The 20,181-nt window shown below is 52.8% G+C and carries 24 protein-coding genes; 9 read left to right on the forward strand and 15 right to left on the reverse strand.

Translation table 11 applies throughout. From position 1 onward, the window contains the following. Positions 1 to 30 precede the first annotated feature (30 nt). From trxB to BOW06_RS09410, 3 genes are all read left to right on the forward strand, one after another. The gene (trxB, locus tag BOW06_RS09400) at positions 31 to 993 is read left to right on the forward strand and encodes a thioredoxin-disulfide reductase (RefSeq protein WP_043117154.1); all 963 of its coding nucleotides are present in this window, start codon (positions 31 to 33) and stop codon (positions 991 to 993) included. Positions 994 to 1,066: 73 nt separating this feature from the next. Then, positions 1,067 to 1,726, forward strand: coding sequence for a leucyl/phenylalanyl-tRNA--protein transferase (gene aat / locus BOW06_RS09405; RefSeq protein WP_052132165.1), 660 nt, complete (start codon positions 1,067 to 1,069; stop codon positions 1,724 to 1,726). Continuing rightward, on the forward strand, positions 1,716 to 2,465 hold the full coding sequence (locus BOW06_RS09410; RefSeq protein ID WP_052132166.1) for an arginyltransferase: 750 nt from the start codon (positions 1,716 to 1,718) through the stop codon (positions 2,463 to 2,465). The genes aat and BOW06_RS09410 overlap by 11 nt, the downstream gene beginning before the upstream one ends. A 49-nt stretch (positions 2,466 to 2,514) precedes the next feature. Here the strand turns inward: BOW06_RS09410 and BOW06_RS09415 are convergent, their stop codons facing one another. The 11 genes from BOW06_RS09415 to BOW06_RS09465 all read right to left on the reverse strand — a co-directional run bounded on the left by BOW06_RS09415 (position 2,515) and on the right by BOW06_RS09465 (position 9,487). Next, positions 2,515 to 2,832 (reverse strand): TusE/DsrC/DsvC family sulfur relay protein, encoded by a 318-nt coding sequence (locus BOW06_RS09415; RefSeq protein WP_052132167.1) that lies wholly within the window; start codon positions 2,830 to 2,832, stop codon positions 2,515 to 2,517. A 184-nt stretch (positions 2,833 to 3,016) separates the two neighbouring features. Further along, positions 3,017 to 4,174, reverse strand: a complete 1,158-nt coding sequence (locus BOW06_RS09420) for an MFS transporter (protein WP_078454702.1) — start codon at positions 4,172 to 4,174, stop codon at positions 3,017 to 3,019. Between the two features lie 96 nt (positions 4,175 to 4,270). Next, positions 4,271 to 4,612: a 50S ribosomal protein L19 gene (gene rplS, locus BOW06_RS09425; protein ID WP_043117160.1), complete on the reverse strand. Its 342-nt coding sequence runs from the start codon at positions 4,610 to 4,612 to the stop codon at positions 4,271 to 4,273. A 2-nt stretch (positions 4,613 to 4,614) separates the two neighbouring features. After that, positions 4,615 to 5,367 carry a tRNA (guanosine(37)-N1)-methyltransferase TrmD gene (gene trmD / locus BOW06_RS09430; protein ID WP_043117161.1) on the reverse strand — a complete coding sequence of 251 codons (753 nt, stop codon included), beginning with the start codon at positions 5,365 to 5,367 and terminating at the stop codon, positions 4,615 to 4,617. A 5-nt stretch (positions 5,368 to 5,372) separates the two neighbouring features. After that, a complete protein-coding gene (gene rimM, locus BOW06_RS09435; RefSeq protein WP_043117162.1) occupies positions 5,373 to 5,888 on the reverse strand; it encodes a ribosome maturation factor RimM in 516 nt (171 codons plus the stop codon). A gap of 16 nt (positions 5,889 to 5,904) precedes the next feature. Further along, entirely contained in the window at positions 5,905 to 6,159 is a 255-nt protein-coding gene (rpsP, locus tag BOW06_RS09440; protein WP_043117163.1) for a 30S ribosomal protein S16, read from the reverse strand. Positions 6,160 to 6,338: 179 nt separating this feature from the next. Continuing rightward, entirely contained in the window at positions 6,339 to 7,304 is a 966-nt protein-coding gene (gene cmoB / locus BOW06_RS09445) for a tRNA 5-methoxyuridine(34)/uridine 5-oxyacetic acid(34) synthase CmoB (protein ID WP_043117848.1), read from the reverse strand. Further along, a complete protein-coding gene (cmoA, locus tag BOW06_RS09450; RefSeq protein ID WP_043117165.1) occupies positions 7,301 to 8,035 on the reverse strand; it encodes a carboxy-S-adenosyl-L-methionine synthase CmoA in 735 nt (244 codons plus the stop codon). Before cmoA ends, cmoB begins: the two co-directional genes overlap by 4 nt. Further along, a complete protein-coding gene (locus BOW06_RS09455) occupies positions 8,035 to 8,376 on the reverse strand; it encodes an SET domain-containing protein (protein WP_043117167.1) in 342 nt (113 codons plus the stop codon). Before BOW06_RS09455 ends, cmoA begins: the two co-directional genes overlap by 1 nt. Next, entirely contained in the window at positions 8,373 to 9,191 is an 819-nt protein-coding gene (locus BOW06_RS09460; RefSeq protein WP_052132169.1) for a polysaccharide deacetylase family protein, read from the reverse strand. Before BOW06_RS09460 ends, BOW06_RS09455 begins: the two co-directional genes overlap by 4 nt. Before the next feature lie 53 nt (positions 9,192 to 9,244). After that, entirely contained in the window at positions 9,245 to 9,487 is a 243-nt protein-coding gene (locus BOW06_RS09465) for a hypothetical protein (protein ID WP_052132170.1), read from the reverse strand. Positions 9,488 to 9,624: 137 nt separating this feature from the next. Between BOW06_RS09465 and BOW06_RS09470 the strand changes: the two genes are divergently transcribed. Next, entirely contained in the window at positions 9,625 to 10,407 is a 783-nt protein-coding gene (locus BOW06_RS09470; RefSeq protein WP_078454703.1) for an HAD-IIB family hydrolase, read from the forward strand. Positions 10,408 to 10,409: 2 nt separating this feature from the next. Continuing rightward, positions 10,410 to 11,624 carry a glycosyltransferase family protein gene (locus tag BOW06_RS09475; RefSeq protein ID WP_043117169.1) on the forward strand — a complete coding sequence of 405 codons (1,215 nt, stop codon included), beginning with the start codon at positions 10,410 to 10,412 and terminating at the stop codon, positions 11,622 to 11,624. A gap of 14 nt (positions 11,625 to 11,638) precedes the next feature. Here the strand turns inward: BOW06_RS09475 and BOW06_RS09480 are convergent, their stop codons facing one another. Then, a complete protein-coding gene (locus BOW06_RS09480; RefSeq protein WP_078454704.1) occupies positions 11,639 to 13,381 on the reverse strand; it encodes a sugar phosphorylase in 1,743 nt (580 codons plus the stop codon). Between the two features lie 129 nt (positions 13,382 to 13,510). On the opposite strand from BOW06_RS09480, the gene BOW06_RS09485 reads away from it, so the two are divergent. Together BOW06_RS09485 and BOW06_RS09490 are read left to right on the forward strand one after the other, a co-directional pair. Beyond that, a complete protein-coding gene (locus BOW06_RS09485) occupies positions 13,511 to 14,740 on the forward strand; it encodes a DNA polymerase Y family protein (protein WP_043117171.1) in 1,230 nt (409 codons plus the stop codon). Positions 14,741 to 14,825: 85 nt separating this feature from the next. Next, positions 14,826 to 15,206 carry a hypothetical protein gene (locus BOW06_RS09490; RefSeq protein ID WP_043117172.1) on the forward strand — a complete coding sequence of 127 codons (381 nt, stop codon included), beginning with the start codon at positions 14,826 to 14,828 and terminating at the stop codon, positions 15,204 to 15,206. Between the two features lie 38 nt (positions 15,207 to 15,244). On the opposite strand, the gene BOW06_RS09495 is transcribed toward BOW06_RS09490, so the two are convergent. The 3 genes from BOW06_RS09495 to BOW06_RS09505 are packed head-to-tail and all read right to left on the reverse strand — an operon-like array spanning position 15,245 to position 17,601. Then, positions 15,245 to 16,012 (reverse strand): hydroxypyruvate isomerase family protein, encoded by a 768-nt coding sequence (locus BOW06_RS09495; protein WP_043117173.1) that lies wholly within the window; start codon positions 16,010 to 16,012, stop codon positions 15,245 to 15,247. A 44-nt stretch (positions 16,013 to 16,056) separates the two neighbouring features. Further along, positions 16,057 to 16,683, reverse strand: a complete 627-nt coding sequence (locus BOW06_RS09500; protein WP_078453161.1) for a LysE family translocator — start codon at positions 16,681 to 16,683, stop codon at positions 16,057 to 16,059. A gap of 9 nt (positions 16,684 to 16,692) precedes the next feature. Further along, on the reverse strand, positions 16,693 to 17,601 hold the full coding sequence (locus tag BOW06_RS09505; protein WP_078453162.1) for a LysR family transcriptional regulator: 909 nt from the start codon (positions 17,599 to 17,601) through the stop codon (positions 16,693 to 16,695). A gap of 322 nt (positions 17,602 to 17,923) precedes the next feature. Here BOW06_RS09505 and BOW06_RS09510 point away from each other — a divergent pair, with 322 nt between their 5' ends. Next, positions 17,924 to 18,160, forward strand: coding sequence for a hypothetical protein (locus BOW06_RS09510; protein WP_043117178.1), 237 nt, complete (start codon positions 17,924 to 17,926; stop codon positions 18,158 to 18,160). 11 nt (positions 18,161 to 18,171) lie between these two features. After that, positions 18,172 to 20,100 carry a TSUP family transporter gene (locus tag BOW06_RS09515; RefSeq protein WP_078453163.1) on the forward strand — a complete coding sequence of 643 codons (1,929 nt, stop codon included), beginning with the start codon at positions 18,172 to 18,174 and terminating at the stop codon, positions 20,098 to 20,100. Positions 20,101 to 20,181: the final 81 nt, after the last annotated feature.

The raw sequence follows: 20,181 nt of genomic DNA on the forward strand, positions 1-20,181 counted from the left end.
CGATCATTATTCTAATCTGGAGAATTATACATGAGTGAAACCCGTCATTGCCGACTGTTGATCCTTGGATCAGGCCCGGCTGGATATACTGCTGCTGTATACGCCGCACGAGCCAACCTTAATCCGGTCATGATTACTGGTATGGAACAGGGCGGTCAGCTGATGACCACCACTGAAGTGGATAACTGGCCTGGTGACTTCAACGGCGTCCAGGGTCCGGAACTGATGGATCGCATGCGCCAGCATGCAGAACGTTTCGATACTGAAATCATTTTTGACTGGATCAGTAAGGTCGACTTCTCCGAGCGCCCTTTCCGCCTCACTGGCGACCAGTCCGAATATACTTGCGATGCATTGATTATCGCCACCGGTGCATCAGCCATGTACCTTGGGCTTGAATCGGAAGAGGCTTTCAAGGGCAAGGGCGTATCAGCCTGCGCGACCTGCGACGGTTTCTTCTACCGTGGGCAGAAAGTCGCTGTTATCGGCGGCGGAAACACAGCCGTGGAAGAGGCACTCTACCTCTCGAATATTGCTGAAGAGGTTACCCTGGTGCACCGTCGTGATTCACTGCGATCTGAAAAAATACTGCAAGATCATCTTTTTGAAAAAGCTGAGAATGACAACATCAAGATTGAGTGGAACCATGTGCTCGATGAAGTGCTCGGTGACAACACGGGTGTCACCGGTATGCGTATAAAAAATGTACAGGATGACAGCACCAAGGAGATCGACCTGCAAGGCGTTTTCATTGCAATTGGCCACAAGCCGAATACTGCAATGTTTGAGGGTCAACTGGAGATGGATAACGGCTACATCAAGGTGAAAGGCGGCTCCATGGGCCATGCCACACAAACATCCGTTCACGGTATCTATGCTGCCGGAGATGTCATGGATCACATCTACCGCCAGGCAGTCACTTCTGCAGGAACCGGCTGCATGGCCGCCCTTGATGCAGAACGCTTCTTTGATGGCCTCGAGGAAGATGATTAATGGATAACGGGGTGTAACAATACTCATCTCACTCGAAGGAACTGACCCGGCAACGCCATTTCCGGACCCGGAAATGGCGGAAAAAGAGCCAGATGGTCTTCTCGCAGCAGGTGGTGACCTTGAACCCATCCGGCTCGTCAATGCATACAGCTCGGGGATATTCCCATGGTACAGCGAAGGTCAGCCGATCCTGTGGTGGTCACCTGACCCGCGTACCCTGCTCTTCCCCGGTAAGCTGCACATATCGAGAAGCCTGGCAAAACGTTTGCGGCAGGGGCGTTTTGAAATCTCTTTCGATCTCGACTTCAACCGCGTGGTCTCTGCCTGCGCAACTGTTTCACGCAAGCAGCAGGATGGCACCTGGATCGTCGACAAAATGCAGGCTGCCTACAAACGCATGCATATCCTGGGATTCGCCCACTCGGTCGAGGTGTGGCAGGATAAGGAACTTGTAGGCGGACTCTACGGCATGTCGATCGGCAAGGCCTTCTATGGCGAGTCGATGTTCAGCCTTGTGCCGGATGCATCCAAGGTTGCCCTTGTCATGCTGACAAAACGCCTGCTTGCATGGGGATTTCATTTCATCGACTGCCAGGTTGTCACCAGCCACTTGGTGTCACTGGGAGCCGAGACAGTTACACGCCAGGATTTTCTGCAACTCAATCAGCTGGCGGTAGAATCAGAAGAGAAATTTGAATGGCGACAGGAGGCGGTAACAACAAATGATGCATGATGAGACCAGTGTCAGCGTTACCCTCTATGTTGGCGTTCCGCACCAGTGCAGCTATCTCGAAAACGAGACCACGACACTGCACATCATCGACCCCCAGTTCAGCATGAATTCTGCCTTTTACGGCGGCTTGCTGGCACAGGGTTTCAGGCGCAGCGGCGATATGGTCTATCGGCCCGGATGTGAAAAATGCCATGCCTGTATACCGGCACGCATTCCAGCCACCTATTACAAAGCCAACAGATCACAAAAACGCACATGTAAAGTAAACCGGGATATCGACATTCGCTACCGCTCGCAGGCTGGTTTCAGTGATGTCCATTTTGAACTCTACAATCGCTACCTGGAATCACGCCACCAGGAAGGCGGTATGGCTGAGCACACCCAGGAACAGATGGAACAGTTCCTCGGTTGCAGCTGGGGTGAAACCGAACTGATCGAAGGCTGGCTGGATGATCAACTGGTGATGGTTGCTGTTACTGACAGAACGCCCAATGCTCTCTCTGCACTCTACACCTTTTTCGATCCGCAACTGCACAAGCGCAGCCTTGGGACATTTGGCATCCTGTGCCAGCTCGAACGCTGCACGCAGCTGGGACTGCCATGGCTCTATCTTGGCTACTGGATAGAGAATTGCCGCAAGATGTCCTACAAGCAGGCATTTAAACCGATTGAACTGTTACAAGAAGGCGAATGGAGTTTCCTTGATGACACCCGGCTGTTTCAAGACCTCGGGTTTTGAATCAAGCCAGGCGCGAAGTCAACTCCATTCAACCTTATCCGGCATTTCCCTATAAAGTGCTGCCGAATGATTTATCCACTGCGCCTGGCGGGACAGGCAGGCCTGCAAGTTTGCAGCCAAGCGCGATCGGTCCACCGGGCAGTAGTTGATACAGATATTTTCTCCCGCCGGCAAAATGGAATTTTTCATCAAGGGCGTCGGTCAGTTTTCGAACATTGATCGCCGGTGTCTCATCCCGCGAATAATACTCCTGCAGGGCAGAGATCAATTCCAGGTGGGGTTTGCCAAGCTTGATATTCTCTTCACCTGCAATGCGCTCGGCATCGTCCAGGCTCCAGTCACTTGGGGCATAGGGAAAGTCAGCCATTTTCAGTTTCTCCTCTTGAAATGGTTACGCACTTAATCCACGGTGAGTCCGGTTTATTCCGGAAACCGCTTTTTCTTGTTGTATATTTAAGTGTAGATGGCGTTTCCAGAATTTCATCCGTACGTAAATCAGGGAATTAAACCGGTATGTTGAAGAGCTGAATTATTGATACAGGCTTTCCCGTTTATCCGGCCACTGCCTTCAAACGTGCTTTCGATGGCACCATCAGAGCAAGCCCCAAAGATACAACCGCCATACCAGCACCAGCCAGAAATACACTGGAAGGAGATACCATCCAGATCAGGCCAAAGGTTACAGGTATAACAACCGCAGCGATGTGATTAATTGTAAAAGAGACACCAGCAGTAGATGCGATATCTTTCGGATCGGCAATTTTGTGAAAATAGCTGTTAATTCCTATCGCCATGGCAAACAAAAGATGGTCAACCACGTATAACACGGCTGCTACCCAGCCTGTCTCTACAAAGGCGTAGGAAACAAAAATGAAAACCAGGCCGATATATTCCAGTGCCAGTACACGTTGCTCGCCCCAGTGGCTGATCAGACGCCCTATCCTCGGAGCCAGGGGCGTATTGATGACGTGGTTAACCAGTAGCAGCAAGGCGATATCAGATACGCTGTAGCCAAACTTCTGAACCATCAGGAAGCCTGCGAACACCATGAAGATCTGGCGGCGGGCACCGCTCATGAAAACCAGTGCGTAGTAAAGCCAATAGCGCTTTCTGAGCACCAGGTGCTTATGTTGCGGCTCATGGTGAGGAAAAGCAGGAAACCATCTCCATGCCAACAGGGCAACAAGCACAGCTCCAATACCGGCAATACCATAAAGCCAGACATAATCGAGCTGAAACCACTCGATACCTGCCCAGATCCCGCAAAAGACGATGATGGATGCAACCGACCTGGCAGATGAGAGTCGCCCCATGATTAGCGGGGATCGCGCTTTATCAACCCACTGCAGGGTCAGCGACTGCTGAAAGGTAAAGTAGTAGTGAAACCCCACCGACATCAATACAGTCGTAAAATAGAGCCCGGCTTCAGTTGACAGCAGTCCGGTCATAGCTACACCAAGACCAAGCAGAGCAATGGAGATCAGCGCGAAGCTCTGTTCGCGAATCAGCAGCAGGATAAAAATAGTGGTAAAAGCAAGAAATCCCGGTACTTCACGCAAGCTCTGCAATATGCCGATTTCTATCCCGCTAAAGCCGGCCTTTTCCACTACAAAATTATTCAACAGCGTTAGCCAGGCAGCAAAAGCAAAAGAGCCTGCTGCTGCCAGCAAAATCAGGAAATATTCCGGTTTTTTGAGTGATTCAGGCATAGCGTGTTTTCATCTCAAAGGCACTTATCTTGTGGCACAAAAAAAGCCGGGCTGAAACCCGGCTTTTCGTACACAAGGCTTGGTAGCCCCTGTAACTTATACCTTTTCCTTGATACGCGCAGATTTTCCTGCACGCTCACGCAAGTAGTAAAGCTTGGCGCGACGAACGTCACCGCGACGCTTGACCTTGATCTCAGCAACGCTGGGGCTGTGAGTCTGGAAGACACGCTCAACACCTTCGCCGTGTGAAATCTTGCGCACTGTGAATGCCGAGTTCAGGCCACGGTTACGCTTTGCGATGACAACACCCTCGAATGCCTGCAAGCGCTCGCGGTTACCCTCTTTTACCTTCACCTGTACGACGACGGTATCACCCGGGCCGAAATCAGGCACATCGCGGACCTGTTCCGCTTCAAGCTGCTCGATGATGTTTCCCATTGTTACTCTTCCTCACACTTCTGCTGCTCATGCGCAGCGATAAATTGATTTAACAAATTCGTCTCTTCGGCACTCATTGAGCGCCCTTCCAGCAAGTCGGGTCTGCGTAACCACGTACGACCCAGTGCCTGCTGCAACCGCCACTGGCGGATTTTTTCATGGTCACCGCTAAGTAATACCTGCGGTACCGCCAGCCCGTCAATCTCTTCCGGCCTGGTAAAATGCGGACAATCAAGCAAACCACCCACATGTGAATCCTGTTGTGCCGACTGTGCATGCCCGAGGGCATCTGGTAGCAGGCGGATAATGGCATCCATCATGACCATTGCCGGGAGTTCACCACCCGAAAGCACATAGTCACCAATCGACCACTCTTCATCAACATCCAGTTCAAGCAGGCGTTCATCGATTCCCTCGTAACGCCCTGCAAGCAGTATCACTCCTTCACGCTTGCTCATCTGCAGTGCCGCTTCCTGGTCAAAGCGCCTGCCTTGTGGACTCAGGTAGATTACCTTGCTACCCGGCGCTGCCTTGCGTGCATCTTCAATTGCAGCTCGCAGCGGTTCCACTTTCATCACCATGCCGGGGCCGCCACCGTAGGGGCGATCATCGACAGTGCGATGGACATCCTGCGTGTAATCCCTCGGATTCCAGCAATTAATCGATGCAATTCCCTTATCGATCGCCCTGCCGGGTATGCCGCAGCGTATCGCTTCGAACATCTCCGGAAACAGGGTTACCAGGTCAAATCGCATCCGCGCTAGAACTCCGGATCCCAGTCAACAACCATCAGGCCATTTTCCAGGTCAACTTGCTTGACGACATCCGGTTCGATAAAGGGGATCAGCCGTTGCCGCTCACCCTGTACCACCATGACATCATTCGAGCCTGTTTCAAACAGATAGTCGATTCGGCCAAGCAGTTCACCGTCGACAGTCTGTACGGACAGGTTTTCAAGATCTGTCCAGTAATAATCGTCCTGCGATGAAGGCGGCAGCTGCGATCTCTCGACAGCGATATCACACTCCAGCAGTTCAGCTGCCTGGTTGCGATCATTAACACCTTCAATTTTGGCAACGACTGTTTTGCCGTGCCTGCGCCCTGAGACGACCTTGATCCCTTCCCATTTACCATCGCGACGTATCAGCCACGGGGTATATTTAACGATTCCTTCACGCGGATCCGTATGGGAGAAAATCTTCACCCAGCCCTGGACTCCATGGAGTCCCGATATGCGCCCCAGAACCACGAGGCGCTGGCCGGATTTGTCAGCCAAGACTGACCTCTTGCAATCAGGCAGCAGCCTGTTTGCGATAATTCTTCACCAGTTCCTGAACGCGCTCGGACTGCTGTGCGCCCTGGCCGACCCAGTGGTCAATACGGTCAAGTTCAACGCGCAGACGCTCTTCCTGGCCGCGAGCAACCGGGTTGAAAAAACCGATACGTTCAATGTAACGACCGTCACGCGCATTGCGGCTGTCGGTCACAACAAGGTGGTAGAAAGGACGTTTTTTCGCGCCAGTTCTAGAAAGACGGATGGTAACCATTCATTTATCCTATTGAATACAAAAGCTTTTCCTCCAGACACCCGGAAGAAAAACGAAACAATCTGACCCTCAGGGGTCATCAGTAAAGCGCGAATTATACGCAAATCCACGCATTTGTGAAGTAAAAAGTTGAGTAAATTCAAGCAAAAGGACAACCCGGGGATTCCCGGGAAACTCCCTTATAGCGTGGCGATCAGCGTTGCCCTCAGCGGTGCCGGGTAGCCCTCGACGGTTTTCAGCGAATCCCGGGGGTCAAGGAAGTCTGGTAGGGACTCAAACTGCATCCATTCGGTCGAATGCTGTTCTTCTATAAATGTACGATTCAGGTCGACCAGGCGTACATCCCTGAAGCCCGCACGGCGCAGCCAGATCATCAACATCTCAGTCGATGGAATAAACCAGACATTGCGCATCTTGGCATAGCGCGATTCCGGTACCAGCACGCTATTTTCGCCCCCCTCGATAACGAGTGTTTCAAGCACCAGCTCACCGCCTGGCCGGAGAAGGTTTTTCAGATCGAGGAGATGCTCGATGGGCGAGCGCCGGTGGTAGAGAATCCCCATCGAGAAAAGCGTATCGAAACCGAGTCCCCGTGACGGCAACTGTTCAATACCGATCGGCAGAAGATGGACAGGCCAGTCGTTGCCGATAAAATGACGCACAGCATTGAACTGCATCAGGAACAGCAGGCTTGGATCAACACCAACCACCAGCGATGCACCCTCTCCCGCCATGCGCCATGCGTGATATCCACTGCCGCAACCGATATCGAGAACGCTGCGCTTTGCCAGTGGGGAGATGTGCGGTTTGACGCGCTCCCATTTCCAGTCGGAACGCCACTCGGTCTCGATATCAACACCATGTAGATGGAATGGTCCCTTGCGCCAGGGACTCAGGCGCAACAGCAGTGCTTTGAGTGCATCCCTCTCTTTTTCAGGAAGAGACGAGGTCACTGCAACACACTGCCCAAGATCGACCTCACCGTCAGCGATTTCCGGCAACTCATCCAGCACTGCCTGCCAACGCGGCACATCACCATGGCGGCGCTGTGCAAATAACCGCTCAAGATCCTCGGGCAGGCTCTCTGCCCAGGCCTCCATACCCAACTCACGCAGGGAAGCCGTGAGCCGCTGCAGGTCAATCAGTTGGGTTTGCATGCGATCCAGGAGGAGAAGTTGAGGCACTGGAACCAGCGCGTAATATCGATAAAACCGCTCTGCCCGAGACGCTGCATGTGCTGCTCTTCAGTCTCCGGAACCAGCACATTTTCAAGCGCTGTACGCTTCTGGCTGATCTCCAGTTCGCTGTAGCCATTGGCACGTTTGAAATCGAGATAGAGCGATGTCATGCGTTCGGAAGCCTGCGGGTCACTATCGATCACCTTCTCGGATAGGATCAGTACCCCGCCCGGGCGCATGCCGGAATAGATTCGCGCGATCAGAGCGTCCCTATCTTCCGGAGGAATAAACTGCAAGGTGTAGTTGATAGCGACAACGGAGGCGTCTTCAATCAGCTCGTTACGAATGTCGGCGCACACGAAACGAACTTCTGCACCTGTGTCGTCACTTGCCAGGCATGCCTGTTTGGCAGCATCGATCATCGCCTGCGAATTATCGATACCAATAATAGTACAGTCCGACTGATCGAGATGCTTGTGCATGGCGAGTGTGGTTGCTCCAAGTGAACAACCGAGGTCGTACAGATGGCTACCGGGCTGGGCATAGCGACCAGCGAGCACGCCACTCATGGCAACCGCCGTGGCATAGCCGGGTACAGAACGACGTACCATGTCCGCGAACACACTGGTCACACGCTCGTCGAAGACAAAGGCCTCGAGATCGGATTGCAGGTCAGCGAAAATCCGGTCGCGTGCCATTACTCCCACTCATCGCCGTAGTGAAAGGTGAGTTCTTCGCCTGTCGCTATATCGCGGGTCGCGAAAAGATCGGGGCCTTCGAATTCTGCATTGCCATCTGCCTCGTGGTTGAGGAAGCGCAGCAGGTTCTTGCCGCTGATACCGTAGATATCATCATGATTATCCGGATCGTAGACCCACAACACATACATACCATTGCGTGATGCACGCGGCCCGGCATAGGTGCCGATATACTCGCCTTTTTCAAACGGCACTGCAGCGAACAGGCCAGTGCCGTGAATGGCTGAATCTGCTGAATAGACATAATGACTCAGTTCGTTGTTGGATACTCTCTTGCTCATAACTCCTCGTCCAGCGGCAGGCTCTGTGCCGCAACATAATGACCTGTGCCAATCTCCTGCCAGCCAACCTGGTGCTGACGCACCTCTCCATCGACACTGTAGATAGCGGCAATCTGCGACAGGCTGATAAACTCTTTCGATGTACCACGCCACATGACAATCAGTTTCTCGACCAGTTCCAGGTCGTCACGACCGGCAACAATGCGCCAGTGTTGCCCCTGCGGCAACAGCTTGAGACTGGCGTCAAACAGCTCCTCGTGCAGATGCGCAAGACAGTTTGGCTTGACGCGCATCATCTCCTCGGGTGAAGCAACCGTCACCGGTAGCTGCACAACAGTTGATTCAACATCCATCATGACCGGGTAAAAAGGTGTTTGCCCGCGCGTATCTGAGGCAAACTTCAAACCCGCATCCTGTTCGCATGCGAAAAGCTCCGGGTGCAACTGGTAGTTTGCTGCGGCATGCATCTGTGGCTGTTCACCAAACAATTCTGACCATTCTGACACACCCCTGTTCCACTGTTCACGAATCCAGGATGCATCGGCATGAGCTGCCTTGTTGCTCCACATCTGCGGATCATGACTGCTCATACCAACGTCATGTCCGGCAGCTGCAATCGCTTTCAGACTCTCGGCCTGGCGCCTGATCTCACCACGGCCGGCCAGGCGGCGCGTCCAGGGAAGTGCGTGATCGGTGCCGGTCGATACAAAGAATGTCGCACTGATCTCGTAGGATCGCAACAGTTCCAGAATCTGCGTAAGTGGGTCACCACAGGCTGAAACCGTGTTGATCATAATGCTCAGTGTGATCCGCATTGAGTTCCAGTCGTTTATTCAGTTATTGAAATTAATGTGAGAGGAGAGATGGATCAACTGCCCGTGGAGTATTTTGCTTCAACCGTTGCAATGGCGTCATCCAGCGTACAACTGGTTTCTCCGTAAACCGCCATGATCTCTTTTAGTTCGATAAGTACCTGGCGGCGCTGCACATCATTGAGGCTTTCCGTGTCAGGAAGAGTGCGCCCTGCTTCCAGCTCTGCAATGTAGCCCCATACGGCTTTGCAGCCATTCTGGCAGAGCGATTCAACGACGATTTCGACAGCTGTGTGCATTTATTCAATGAATCATCAGTGGGAGATTCTGATTATTATAGCGCGGTAAGCGCCTGTTTCGCATCTTCAAACAGCCTTTATCAATTCCCGGCACGATATCTGCTTGTCATTGGACATGACAATCAGACTGGACTGTTATGAAACCAGGCAATTTACTGGTCTTTACCGATCTTGACGGCACTCTTTTAGAGCATGATGGCTATTCATGGGATAAAGCCCGCACTGCATTGGTGTGCCTGCACGAAAGTGGCGTTCCGACTATACCGGTATCAAGCAAGACATTGGCTGAACTCGAAGTGCTGGCAGAGCTCATCGGTTTCAACGGTCCGATTGTCGGGGAGAACGGCTGCGTGATTCGTTTTCCTGATTGTGAAATCGATATCGCTCCACCCGGTTATGAAAGGATTTGCACATTTCTGGAAGATTGCAGAATAAGAGATGGCTACCAATTCACCGGTTTTGCCGACATGAGCGTGGAAGCGGTTACCGAATCAACAGGACTATCGTTTGAAGAAGCGGCACTGGCCAAGCAGAGACTGGCATCGGAACCCCTGCTGTGGCAAGACAGCGCAGCAAGGCTGCAGGCATTCAAGCTGCAGGCTGAACATGCCGGATTGGTCACACTACATGGCGGCCGTTTCCTGCACCTGCTCGGCAACACGAACAAGGGCGAGGCTCTTAACTCAATCACCGAGTGGTACCGCGGCCAGGGTTATGCAATCAAACAAACGATTGCCCTTGGAGATAGCGACAACGACCGCCTGATGCTTGAAGCAGCAGATGTCCCCATCATTATCCGCAAACCGGACAAATCACACATAACACTCGAAGAGCGCACTGATGCACTGCTCAGCAGCAAACCCGGACCTGCCGGATGGAACGAAATGATCCTGCAACAACTTGACACTATCAGGAGTTAACCATGGCTGATTTCTACCAGCACAGCAAGCTCACCACGCTGCATAAACTGACCGATCGACCGATTGATGAACTGGAGAATGAACTCACAAGCTTTTCAAGCACACGCCCTATGGCACTGGTTTTGCCAAGCCTTTTTTCCGAACTGGAAGGACCAGCCCTGCCAAAAATAGTTGATGCGCTTCAGCATGCGTATTACATCGGCGACATTATCATCGGGCTTGACCGCTGCGACAGTGAGCAGTTTGCCCACGCTCAGCAGTTCTTCTCGGAACTTCCCCAGCGAACACACCTGCTGTGGCACGATGGCCCGCGCCTGAGCGCACTGGACAAGGAACTTCAAACAGAGGGATTGGCACCACCGGAGCCCGGCAAAGGTAGAAATGTCTGGTACTGTCTTGGTTATGCAATGGCACTTGAGCATGTTGAAGTTGTCGGTCTACATGACTGTGACATTCTCACTTACTCACGTGAACTGCCGGCCAGGCTACTTTATCCGCTGAGCCACCCGCGCTTCGACTTTCAATACGCAAAAGGCTACTACGCGCGCGTTAACGGCGATCTTCTGAGCGGGCGTGTGACACGCCTGTTTGTCACTCCGCTACTGCGTGCGTTGAAAAAAATAGTTGGCTCGATCGATTACCTCGAGTACATGGACAGCTTCCGCTATCCTCTCTCCGGTGAATTTGCCATGTCACGTGATTTGCTCTCGCAGGTAAGAATTCCAAGCGACTGGGGACTGGAAGTTGGCTTGCTTTCAGAGGTCTACCGAAACATATCACTCAAGCAGGTCTGCCAGGTCGATATTGCCGATAACTATGATCATAAGCACCAGGAATTGTCGGCCGAAGACCGTGCAGCAGGACTTGCAAAAATGAGCACGGATATCGCCAAGTCTATCTATCGCAAACTGGCTACCGAAGGCATTGAAATCAGCCCGTCCTTTATGCGCACCCTAAAGGCCACGTATTTACGCATCGCACTCGATTTTGTTGAAATGTACTACGACGATGCCAAAATCAACGGCCTCTCTTTCCACCGCCACTCGGAAGAGGGAGCGATTGAGGTCTTTCAGCAGAGTATTGTCGATGCGGGGGAATCTTTCGCTGCCAACCCGCTTGAGACACCATTCATTCCGAACTGGAAGCGCATTCTCTCCGCACTGCCTGATTTCGAAAAGCGCCTGTTTGATGCTGTTGCCGAGGATTCAAAGGTTTAATCGCAACGAATCCCTCACTCTTTCTCGGGCAGCAGCCACACGGCCTGCAGGGGAAGCATGCGCAAGGTATCAGCTGACATATCAGGTATCTCCTGGTGCAGTACGTCGAACCAGTTGACCTTTTCCCCATAGATTTCGGAGAGGTCAATCTCCATCACCCGGCTTTTCAGGTTATGCAATGCGAGCACCTCCTGCTGGCCATCCAGGCTGGTACGCATGATTCCGAATATGCCATCCGGCAAATCAAGCACCCTCTGCGGTGCCTCCGGATGAAACGCCTTGATCCCCTGGCGGATTTTCAGGCGACGCGCGTATTCAGGGAACACCCTGCCCGTTTCGGTTAACGGATGATCGATCAGGTTCTCAAGTTCGGGACCATCCCATTTACGCCTGTTGATACTGCGCGTCATGCCTGTTCGCTCAACACCAACCGGGTCATTCGGCGTTCCTGCAAGTGCATTGATATAAACCGCGGGTATGCCTCGCAAGGCAAGCGGCATCGTCTGCGAAAGAGAAAAGCGTGATATATGCCAGCGATCTGGAATCTCTTCAGGGTGCCGGAAAGCATCAAAGTAACTGATATTCAGCTCGTAGGGACGATCCTGTCCGTCGCTGTTTGCACGCATCGAAACAAAGGCGCCTCTCGAGCGCATCTCCTCGATCAGTTCATCGACCTCGTCGTCGGGAATAATGCCTTCCAGCGGACGCAGTCCGACACCGTCATGTGACGCAGTAAAATTCAGGTATGTACAGCCGGCCGGTCGCTCCTCCTGGTCAAGATGCATCGCCCATTGCGTCAGGTAGCGTGTCGACTCCGTATGGATTGCATGCAGTATCAGCGGTGGCAGGCTGAACTGGTAAATCATGTCAGCCTCATCACCTTCACCGAAGTAGCCGATATTCTCTGCATACGGCACATTGGTCTCTGTCAGCAATATCGCCCCCGGTTCGAGAACTTCCATCAGGGTGCGAAACAGCTTGACCACCTCGTGCGTCTGCGGCAAATGGATACAACTGCTGCCCAGCTCTTTCCATAAAAATGCCACCGCATCCAGACGTACTGCACGTGCGCCATGGCGTACATAGTCCAGCAGGGTGTCGATAAACTCCAGCAACACCTCGGGGTTAGCGTAGTTCAGGTCGATCTGGTCATTACTGAAAGTCGCCCACACGTGACGATTGCCGCGCGGCGTCCTTACCCGACTTAACAGCGGGGATGCCCTTGGGCGCACAACCATCGACAGATTTTTTGACTCCTCTTCATCGACCTCAATGACATAGTCCCTGCCCGGCGATGCATCCTGGACATAGTTGACAAACCACAGGTGCTCACGCGACATGTGATTGAGCACCAGGTCAAACATCAGGTCGAAATTCTGCTTGAAAGCTGCAATATCATCCCAATCACCAAGGTCAGGATTGACACTGCGGAAATCTGAAACTGAAAAGCCGTCATCCGAACTGTAGGGAAAAAATGGCAAAATATGCACCATGCTGAAGACGTTATGCAGACGGCGGTCGAGAAACTGTTTCAATCCTGCCAGCGGCTTCATACCCGGATACTGGACGCTGTCACCGTACGTGATGAGCATAATGTCCTGCTCATCCCACTTGGCGCGTTTGAGGCACTCCCCCTGGCGCAGTTCAATATGGTGACTGATCACCTGGTGCAACCGCGGCAGCAGTTCCTGCGCCTGTTCACCATAAAGCACACCAAGATGGTGCAACAGCCGGCTATCAAGATCAGTTTGCGTCATCGTATTACCATTTCCTCGCTTTCCTGACAGTTTATATGCAAAACCAGTGCCAATATTCTGGTCTCACCTGCTTGCATACCCCCGCCATGATTCTCTATGATAAAAATAGAGAACATAAAGAGAACGCCGATGCCGATTTCCAACTGGCCACGTGCTATCGCGCTGGTCGATATGAACGCCTTTTTCGCCTCCGTTGAACAGCTCGATTTCCCGCAGCTACGCGAGCAGCCTGTTGCCGTCACCAATGGCGAGAGGGGCACCTGCATCATCACCTCCAGCTACGAGGCGCGTGCGCAGGGCATCAGGACCGGTATGCGATTGCGTGAGGCGCGCAAGCTCTGTCCCGGGATCGTCCAGCGCCCCGCGCGCCCTCGCCGTTATGCGCAAGTCTCAACGAAAATCATGGGGGCACTGGCATGCATTACGCCGGATATCGAGATCTTCTCGGTCGATGAAGCCTTCCTCGACCTGACACATATGCTGCCGCTGCAGCAACGCGATCCCGAGTGGCTCGCACAAATGATCCAGCGCCAGGTATGGAATGCCTCCAGCCTGCCCTGCTCGGTGGGACTGTCAGGCGACAAAACAACCGCAAAAGTTGCCGCAAAACAGAAAAAACCGAAAGGCATCACCGTGGTGGTGCCCTGGCAGTCCGCTGCTTTTCTCGCACCACTGCCGGTCACAGACCTGTGCGGTATCAACCGTGGCATCGGCGGCTGGCTTGAGCAGCGTGGCGTCACAACATGCGGCCAGATGAGGCAGCTTCCCATCAGTGAACTGGCACGGCGTTTCGGTAATCCCGGCAGGCGTATCTGGTACATGGCACAGGGGCTGGACCCTGAACCCGTTATCACCACGGTTGCAGACCCCAAATCTGTCGGACATGGCAAGGTGATGCCACCCGGTACGACTGACAGGCGTGTCGTGCTGACCTATCTCGGCCACATGACAGTCAAGGTCGCTGCACGCCTGCGTCATTATGAACTGGAAGCGTCGCTGTTCTTTTTCGGTTTGCGCACAGACTATGGCTGGCTCGGCACCAAGGTGAGGACCACGCCGACAAATGACAGCCATATCATCTACGAGGCCTGTATTGAATTCCTGCGCGATGAGTGGCGCGGCGAGGGAATCTCACAAATCCAGGTCACTGCGCTTAACCCGGCTCAAATGCAGATTCAGCCTGACCTGTTTGCCGTGGAGGACAACCGCAAGCAACTCCTTAACCGGACCGTGGATGCCATTAACAGCAAGTTCGGAGCACTCTCAATCGCACCCGGCATCCTGGTGCAACGCTCCGATATGCCGGACGTGATTGCACCGGCATGGAAGCCGATCGGGATACGCCAGACGATTGAATAAATCACGCTGCAGGAGCCCCGAGGCGGAGCTCCTACAATCCCACTTTCTGGCAAAGGGTCTAGAATATAGGCAGAGGTAACAGACAATGAAGAGATTACTGGTTTTGGTCGTTATGAGCATGTTGCTCGGCGGCTGTGTTCTGCCAACAGAAAAAGGCAACGTGAAAGAGGCTGATCCCGATAACAGAAACCACTTCGACAAAGTGACCCTGCGACCCGGCGATTCTGCAATCTGCATGGAGGAGCCATGCGCTGTCTATTTCGTCATGCCGTCCGGCGATGGTGAATTAACCATCAAGGGCAACAATGTCTACCCGGAAGCTTTTCCGGCAGGTCAGACAGTTTTCCTCGGCAGCTACTGGGGTGGCAGTTACACCTTTCATGCAGAGGGAACAGAGACCCCTGTCAGCTACCTGACAGTGATTCGCAGCGGTGGTGGCGATGGAGACTTCAGCAGCGGCCGGTGAAGTTTGAGTGCGCAGGATTGAGCTTGTCTGCCCTTGCACTATTTAAGAAGATCAAGCCAGCCAAGACCTGTGCTTGTCGTCAGGCGTGGTTTGTACTCAGCACCGACATATCCCTCGTATCCAATCGCATCGAGTACTGAAAGAATTTTCAGATAATCAACATCTCCGTTATCGGGCTCGCTGCGATCAGGCACAGCAGCGATCTGCACATGGCCGATGTAAGGCAGCGTCTGCTGCAGATGCCGCATCAGGTCTCCATGGGTAATTTCGATGTGATAGCAGTCGAACATCAGTTTCAGGTTGGGACAATCGACAGCATCAATAATATCGATTGCATGCTCCAGCCTGGAAAGATGATAACCAGGAACGTCACGCTGATTAATCGGCTCGATGAGGATGCCGATACCATGCCTTGCAGCCCTGCTGCAGGCGTAGTCGAGATGCTTTTTTAAGACGTGGTCCGCCACAGCGCCTGCGTCCGTAACGCCGGCCATGACATGGACACTCCTGCAGTTAACATCGGCCGCATAAGAGACTGCCTCGTCAATTGCCGCGACGGCCTCATCTTGGCGTCCCGGCAATGCACACAAACCGAAGTCGCCGTTTGACTTGTCACCCGCCCAGGTATTCAGACTCAGTAATGGCAGTTGCGTCTGTACGAGCGCCTCACGAACATCGGCTGAGGCGTAACTGAATGGCCAGTGACACTCAACTGCATCAAAGCCGGCACGCTCCGCAGCACGGATGGCATCAGCCAGTGGAAGCTCCTGCCACAGGAATCCGAGGTTTGCTGAAAATTTTCTCATCGTGGTTAATTACACTTCGAACAGGTTCGATGACCAGTAAAACATTAATCGATATGAATGACATCCAGCAGGATCAAGCCATCCCGAAAAAGTAACAGCGCCAGAACGAATAATGCCAAACCCAGCAGGCGTATTGTGTAGATATAGACAGTACCGCTCAGAAAAGATCTTGATTTCCCGACCAGTATCGCCAACAGGATTTTTGACCCGACCAGCAGGATGTAAAAACTGCCAATAAAAGCGAATGGAGCTGCCATATTCAGATTCATCGCCTTGCTCATGATCGGACCGCCCACACTGAACCAGAACAGGTACGGGTGGGGGCTCAGGGCATTGACCAGTATTCCTTTTGTCAGGGATCTTGGTTCTTCCGGCGGCAATTCGGATACGGGAACTTTCGGGTTCATGCCCTGGTAAGCCATGTACAAAATCACACTGCCCCCGATAAGCGAGATGATTCCGAGGAGAGTGTGAAATTCAGCCAGCTGTCCGACAACAAACAGGGTCAGCAGGATGATTGGCAGGTCGGTAACAAGTGGAGAGAGCGCAACCTTGATGCCGGATTTCATACCATGTTGAAGCGTTTCTGATATCACCAGCGTCAACAAGGGACCTGGTGCAACGCCTGCAGAGATTCCCAGCAAGATTCCGATCGATAGATATTCTGTCATGACAGGCTGTCAGCCACTTTTCTGTTTCTCGCGTATCAGTGCGATGAAGGCCTCGGCAACCGGATGGTTGATGTTGTCACGATGGCGGGCGATCCAGAGTGTCCTGAGTATACGAAAACCGCTGACCCTGATATGACAAAGGCTGCCTCGTTCAATCTCCTCCTCGACCGCGAACCAGGGCAGGAAGCTGACATGCTTGCCGTGATCTAGCATCTCCACGATGGTATCGGTAGAGCCCACTTCCATCGCAACCGGTATCTCGTTAATGCCAATATTTCTTAGCGCCTCGTCAAGGTTGGCGCGTACAGAGGCCTGGGGTTCACGCAAAACATACTTGAGACGAGTCAGTTCATCAATGGTGATTGATTCGCTCTGACAGAGGGAATGCCCGGATCCGCACACCAGCACCAGTTCATCATCCAGCCACTTCTGCACCATGATGTCAGGATGATCGGGCGCCTGCTCCATCAGTGCCAGGTCTGCGAGGCCGGTTGCCAGGTTTGTCTGGATACGCCTTGAGTAACGCATACGGCTCTGGATACGGTACTCGGGATGGACGTCATCAAATTGCAGCAGCAGGTCCGGCAACAGGTGTTCGCCGATGGCGAAAGAGACTTCAAGGCGCAGTCGATCATGCCCCTCGCGCAACAACTTGAGGTCATCAAGCAAAAGCCCTTGATGATCAAGAACCAGCCGCGCATAACTGTAGACACGATCCCCGGCCGGAGTGAGGCTCAGTTTGCGCCCCTTGCGCTGCATCAGGGTGACGCCATATCTCTCGTCGAGGGCACGCAGACGCTTGGTAACAGCCGGCTGTCCAACATTCATGGCACGCCCGGCCTGCTCTACTCCACCCAGCTCAACGACGGCGCGCAAGGTCGCCAGGGCTTTCAGGTCCGGTAGCTGTTTATATTCCATCACGGAATATTAGCATATTATAATTCATTTGAATATAAAGGGTTTAATCCCCAAAATGCGCCCGTGAAATACAAGGGTGTGAAGCGGTTCCTTCTATTTTGAAGTGCTTCACACCGGGCGTTTTGTGCACCTGCTATGCATATTTGAGCAGAGTTGAAACAAGCAAGGCGCCCTGGTGCCCCCCTGCCTTGTGGTGTGATCGTATTCCCGAACATGACCCTGCAGCGCATCACATTCTCAGGTTGAAGCTTCAGCAGCCATCTCTCCAGGCAGAGATGCCCGTTCTGTTTTGCCGCTAAATCATTTGCCAGGAGTCATATCTATGTCAGTCGAACACAGAAGAGCGGTAAAACGCACTCTGATCTACGGGACGATAAGCATCATCCTTTACGCCCTTCTCTACCACTTCGAGATGGATATTCTTGAACTCTCCCAGGAAGGTAAGTGGAACTTTTATATTCCCATGTTGATTGCCTTCTCTTTCTCAATTGTGCACGGCAATTTCACTGGCCAGTTCTGGGACATGTTTGGCGTTAAAGCCAAGACCACCAAGAAGTAAGGAAGAATATAATGGATATCAGTTTTATAGATTTGACGGCAGGCAGTGTCATCCTGCTCTTCCTCATCGGTTTTGTTGGTGGCCTGGTGAGTGGTTTTATCGGTTCCGGCGGTGCTTTCGTTCTGACTCCTGCAATGATGAACATGGGCGTAACCGCAATTATGGCCGTTGCTTCCAACATGGCACACAAATTCCCGAAGGCATTTGTCGGTGCAATGAAGCGCCACAAGTTTGGCCAGGTTGATGTCAAGCTGGGTATCGTGCTTGGCATCTCGGCCGAGGCTGGCGTGCTTTACGGCGCCGGGGTACAGGAAACCATCCGTGAACTCTTCGGCAAGGCCGGTTCAAACCTCTATGTCTCCTCGGTCTTCGTCGTGGTCCTGGCAATCGTCGGTGCTTATGTATTGCGTGATGCATACAAGATGTTCTATTCAAAGAACCCTGAAGAAGAGAAGAAGACCAAGCTCGCCGAATGGGTACAGTCAGTCCACATCCCGGGCACCATGATGTACTTCAAGTCGATCGATGCGAAAATCTCCGTACTTTTCACCATCCCGATCGGGTTTGCAACGGGTATGCTCGCAGCCACTATCGCGGTCGGCGGTTTTATCGGTGTACCGGCAATGATGTACGTACTGGGTGTTCCCGGTCTCATCGCCTCAGCCACCGAACTGGTTATCGCTTTTATTATGGGCATGGGCGGCACGATCAAATTTGCATGGGCAGGTTATGTTGATATCCGCCTTGCAATGATTATCCTCGCAGGCTCACTTTTCGGTGTGCAGCTTGGCGCAATCGGAACAACTTACGTAAAGCCTTACATGGTTAAAATCGTCATGGGTGTCATCATGATGATCGCCCTGATGAGCCGTGCCGTAGTCATTCCTGTCTATCTTTCAGAACTGGGCGAAATTGACCCTCTTGCACCGGGAACCATCACTATACTGAAGAACCTTAGCTTTGGATTGCTGCTGTTCGCGTTGACAACAGGTGCGGTGATCGTCTTCAAGGCCTTAATCAAGGGAATGCGGGAACACCGTGCAAAGATGGCTGCCGAGAATGCCGTACCAGGCACCTTCAGCGCACCTGAAGTTGATGTTGTAGAACATCAACTCTCGCCCACGGGGCGTCTTGAGCGCATCATGCTGGTGACAGATAACTCGGAGCACAGTGAGTCTGCGACTGCAGAAGCAATCAATATCGCTGCTCGCTGCAAGGCCGACCTCTTCGCCTTCAGTGTGCTGCCCACGCCAACCCTTGGGTCACCGCTTGGTCAGAACACCATGCACGATGTTGAGAAAAAGGCTGTTGTCGATCGTCTGCTGAAAGTACGCAAACAGGCAGAAGCAGTGGGTGTCAGCTGTGAGATCCTGCTGGGACATGGTGAAGAGCCTTTTGCCGAGATCGTTGACCAGGCCGAAGACAGCTCAATGGATATTATCGTTATGGGTCGCAGCGACACCAACGACCTGGTTAGATCCATGGTCGGCAGCACGGCCGAGAAGGTTATTGGCCACACTCACAGCGATGTTCTTGTTGTTCCCCAGGGCGGCAAAATCGAGGGCAAGGGCATTATCCTGCCTGTCGATGGATCACGTTACAGCGATGCTGCTGCCGTCACGGTACAGAATCTGGTCAAACAGTGCAGCGCACCGGTTACGATTGTCTCTGTTGCAGTTGATGAACGCCTCAAAGAGGATGCGATTGTGCATGCCGAGAAGGTACATCAATTCATGAAAGGCAATGGATTGGACGTCAAGGTTGACGTTCGGGTTGGTACCCCTTCGGAGGCAATTGTTGCTTCAGCCAGGGAGAACGGTGCTGACCTCATCGTCCTTGGCAGTCATGGCCGTACAGGTCTCGACCGCCTGCTGATTGGCAGTGTTTCCGAGCGGGTTATCGGTAATGCTGACTGTCCTGTCATGGTGGTTAAGCTGTAAGAAGCCTGGCTTCCATAGCAATAAAAACACCCGCATCAGCGGGTGTTTTTATTTGTATCTCGGATCAGTCGGTCAGATGCT

Origin of the sequence: Solemya velum gill symbiont, assembly GCF_002020255.1 — a bacterium.
Taxonomy (GTDB): domain Bacteria; phylum Pseudomonadota; class Gammaproteobacteria; order Chromatiales; family Chromatiaceae.

What these genes read in the sequence shown, in the direction of transcription:
- cmoA (WP_043117165.1), bottom strand. Translation starts at nt 8,035, where the DNA reads ATGGCACGCGACCGGATTTTCGCTGACCTGCAATCCGATCTCGAGGCC.
- BOW06_RS09480 (WP_078454704.1), bottom strand. Translation starts at nt 13,381, where the DNA reads ATGACGCAAACTGATCTTGATAGCCGGCTGTTGCACCATCTTGGTGTG.
- BOW06_RS09510 (WP_043117178.1), top strand. Translation starts at nt 17,924, where the DNA reads ATGTCAGTCGAACACAGAAGAGCGGTAAAACGCACTCTGATCTACGGG.
- rpsP (WP_043117163.1), bottom strand. Translation starts at nt 6,159, where the DNA reads ATGGTTACCATCCGTCTTTCTAGAACTGGCGCGAAAAAACGTCCTTTC.
- BOW06_RS09460 (WP_052132169.1), bottom strand. Translation starts at nt 9,191, where the DNA reads ATGCGGATCACACTGAGCATTATGATCAACACGGTTTCAGCCTGTGGT.
- aat (WP_052132165.1), top strand. Translation starts at nt 1,067, where the DNA reads ATGGCGGAAAAAGAGCCAGATGGTCTTCTCGCAGCAGGTGGTGACCTT.
- trxB (WP_043117154.1), top strand. Translation starts at nt 31, where the DNA reads ATGAGTGAAACCCGTCATTGCCGACTGTTGATCCTTGGATCAGGCCCG.
- BOW06_RS09515 (WP_078453163.1), top strand. Translation starts at nt 18,172, where the DNA reads ATGGATATCAGTTTTATAGATTTGACGGCAGGCAGTGTCATCCTGCTC.
- BOW06_RS09495 (WP_043117173.1), bottom strand. Translation starts at nt 16,012, where the DNA reads ATGAGAAAATTTTCAGCAAACCTCGGATTCCTGTGGCAGGAGCTTCCA.
- BOW06_RS09490 (WP_043117172.1), top strand. Translation starts at nt 14,826, where the DNA reads ATGAAGAGATTACTGGTTTTGGTCGTTATGAGCATGTTGCTCGGCGGC.
- BOW06_RS09500 (WP_078453161.1), bottom strand. Translation starts at nt 16,683, where the DNA reads ATGACAGAATATCTATCGATCGGAATCTTGCTGGGAATCTCTGCAGGC.
- BOW06_RS09470 (WP_078454703.1), top strand. Translation starts at nt 9,625, where the DNA reads ATGAAACCAGGCAATTTACTGGTCTTTACCGATCTTGACGGCACTCTT.
- BOW06_RS09410 (WP_052132166.1), top strand. Translation starts at nt 1,716, where the DNA reads ATGATGCATGATGAGACCAGTGTCAGCGTTACCCTCTATGTTGGCGTT.
- BOW06_RS09505 (WP_078453162.1), bottom strand. Translation starts at nt 17,601, where the DNA reads ATGGAATATAAACAGCTACCGGACCTGAAAGCCCTGGCGACCTTGCGC.
- BOW06_RS09420 (WP_078454702.1), bottom strand. Translation starts at nt 4,174, where the DNA reads ATGCCTGAATCACTCAAAAAACCGGAATATTTCCTGATTTTGCTGGCA.
- trmD (WP_043117161.1), bottom strand. Translation starts at nt 5,367, where the DNA reads ATGCGATTTGACCTGGTAACCCTGTTTCCGGAGATGTTCGAAGCGATA.
- BOW06_RS09415 (WP_052132167.1), bottom strand. Translation starts at nt 2,832, where the DNA reads ATGGCTGACTTTCCCTATGCCCCAAGTGACTGGAGCCTGGACGATGCC.
- rplS (WP_043117160.1), bottom strand. Translation starts at nt 4,612, where the DNA reads ATGGGAAACATCATCGAGCAGCTTGAAGCGGAACAGGTCCGCGATGTG.
- BOW06_RS09485 (WP_043117171.1), top strand. Translation starts at nt 13,511, where the DNA reads ATGCCGATTTCCAACTGGCCACGTGCTATCGCGCTGGTCGATATGAAC.
- BOW06_RS09455 (WP_043117167.1), bottom strand. Translation starts at nt 8,376, where the DNA reads ATGAGCAAGAGAGTATCCAACAACGAACTGAGTCATTATGTCTATTCA.
- BOW06_RS09465 (WP_052132170.1), bottom strand. Translation starts at nt 9,487, where the DNA reads ATGCACACAGCTGTCGAAATCGTCGTTGAATCGCTCTGCCAGAATGGC.
- BOW06_RS09475 (WP_043117169.1), top strand. Translation starts at nt 10,410, where the DNA reads ATGGCTGATTTCTACCAGCACAGCAAGCTCACCACGCTGCATAAACTG.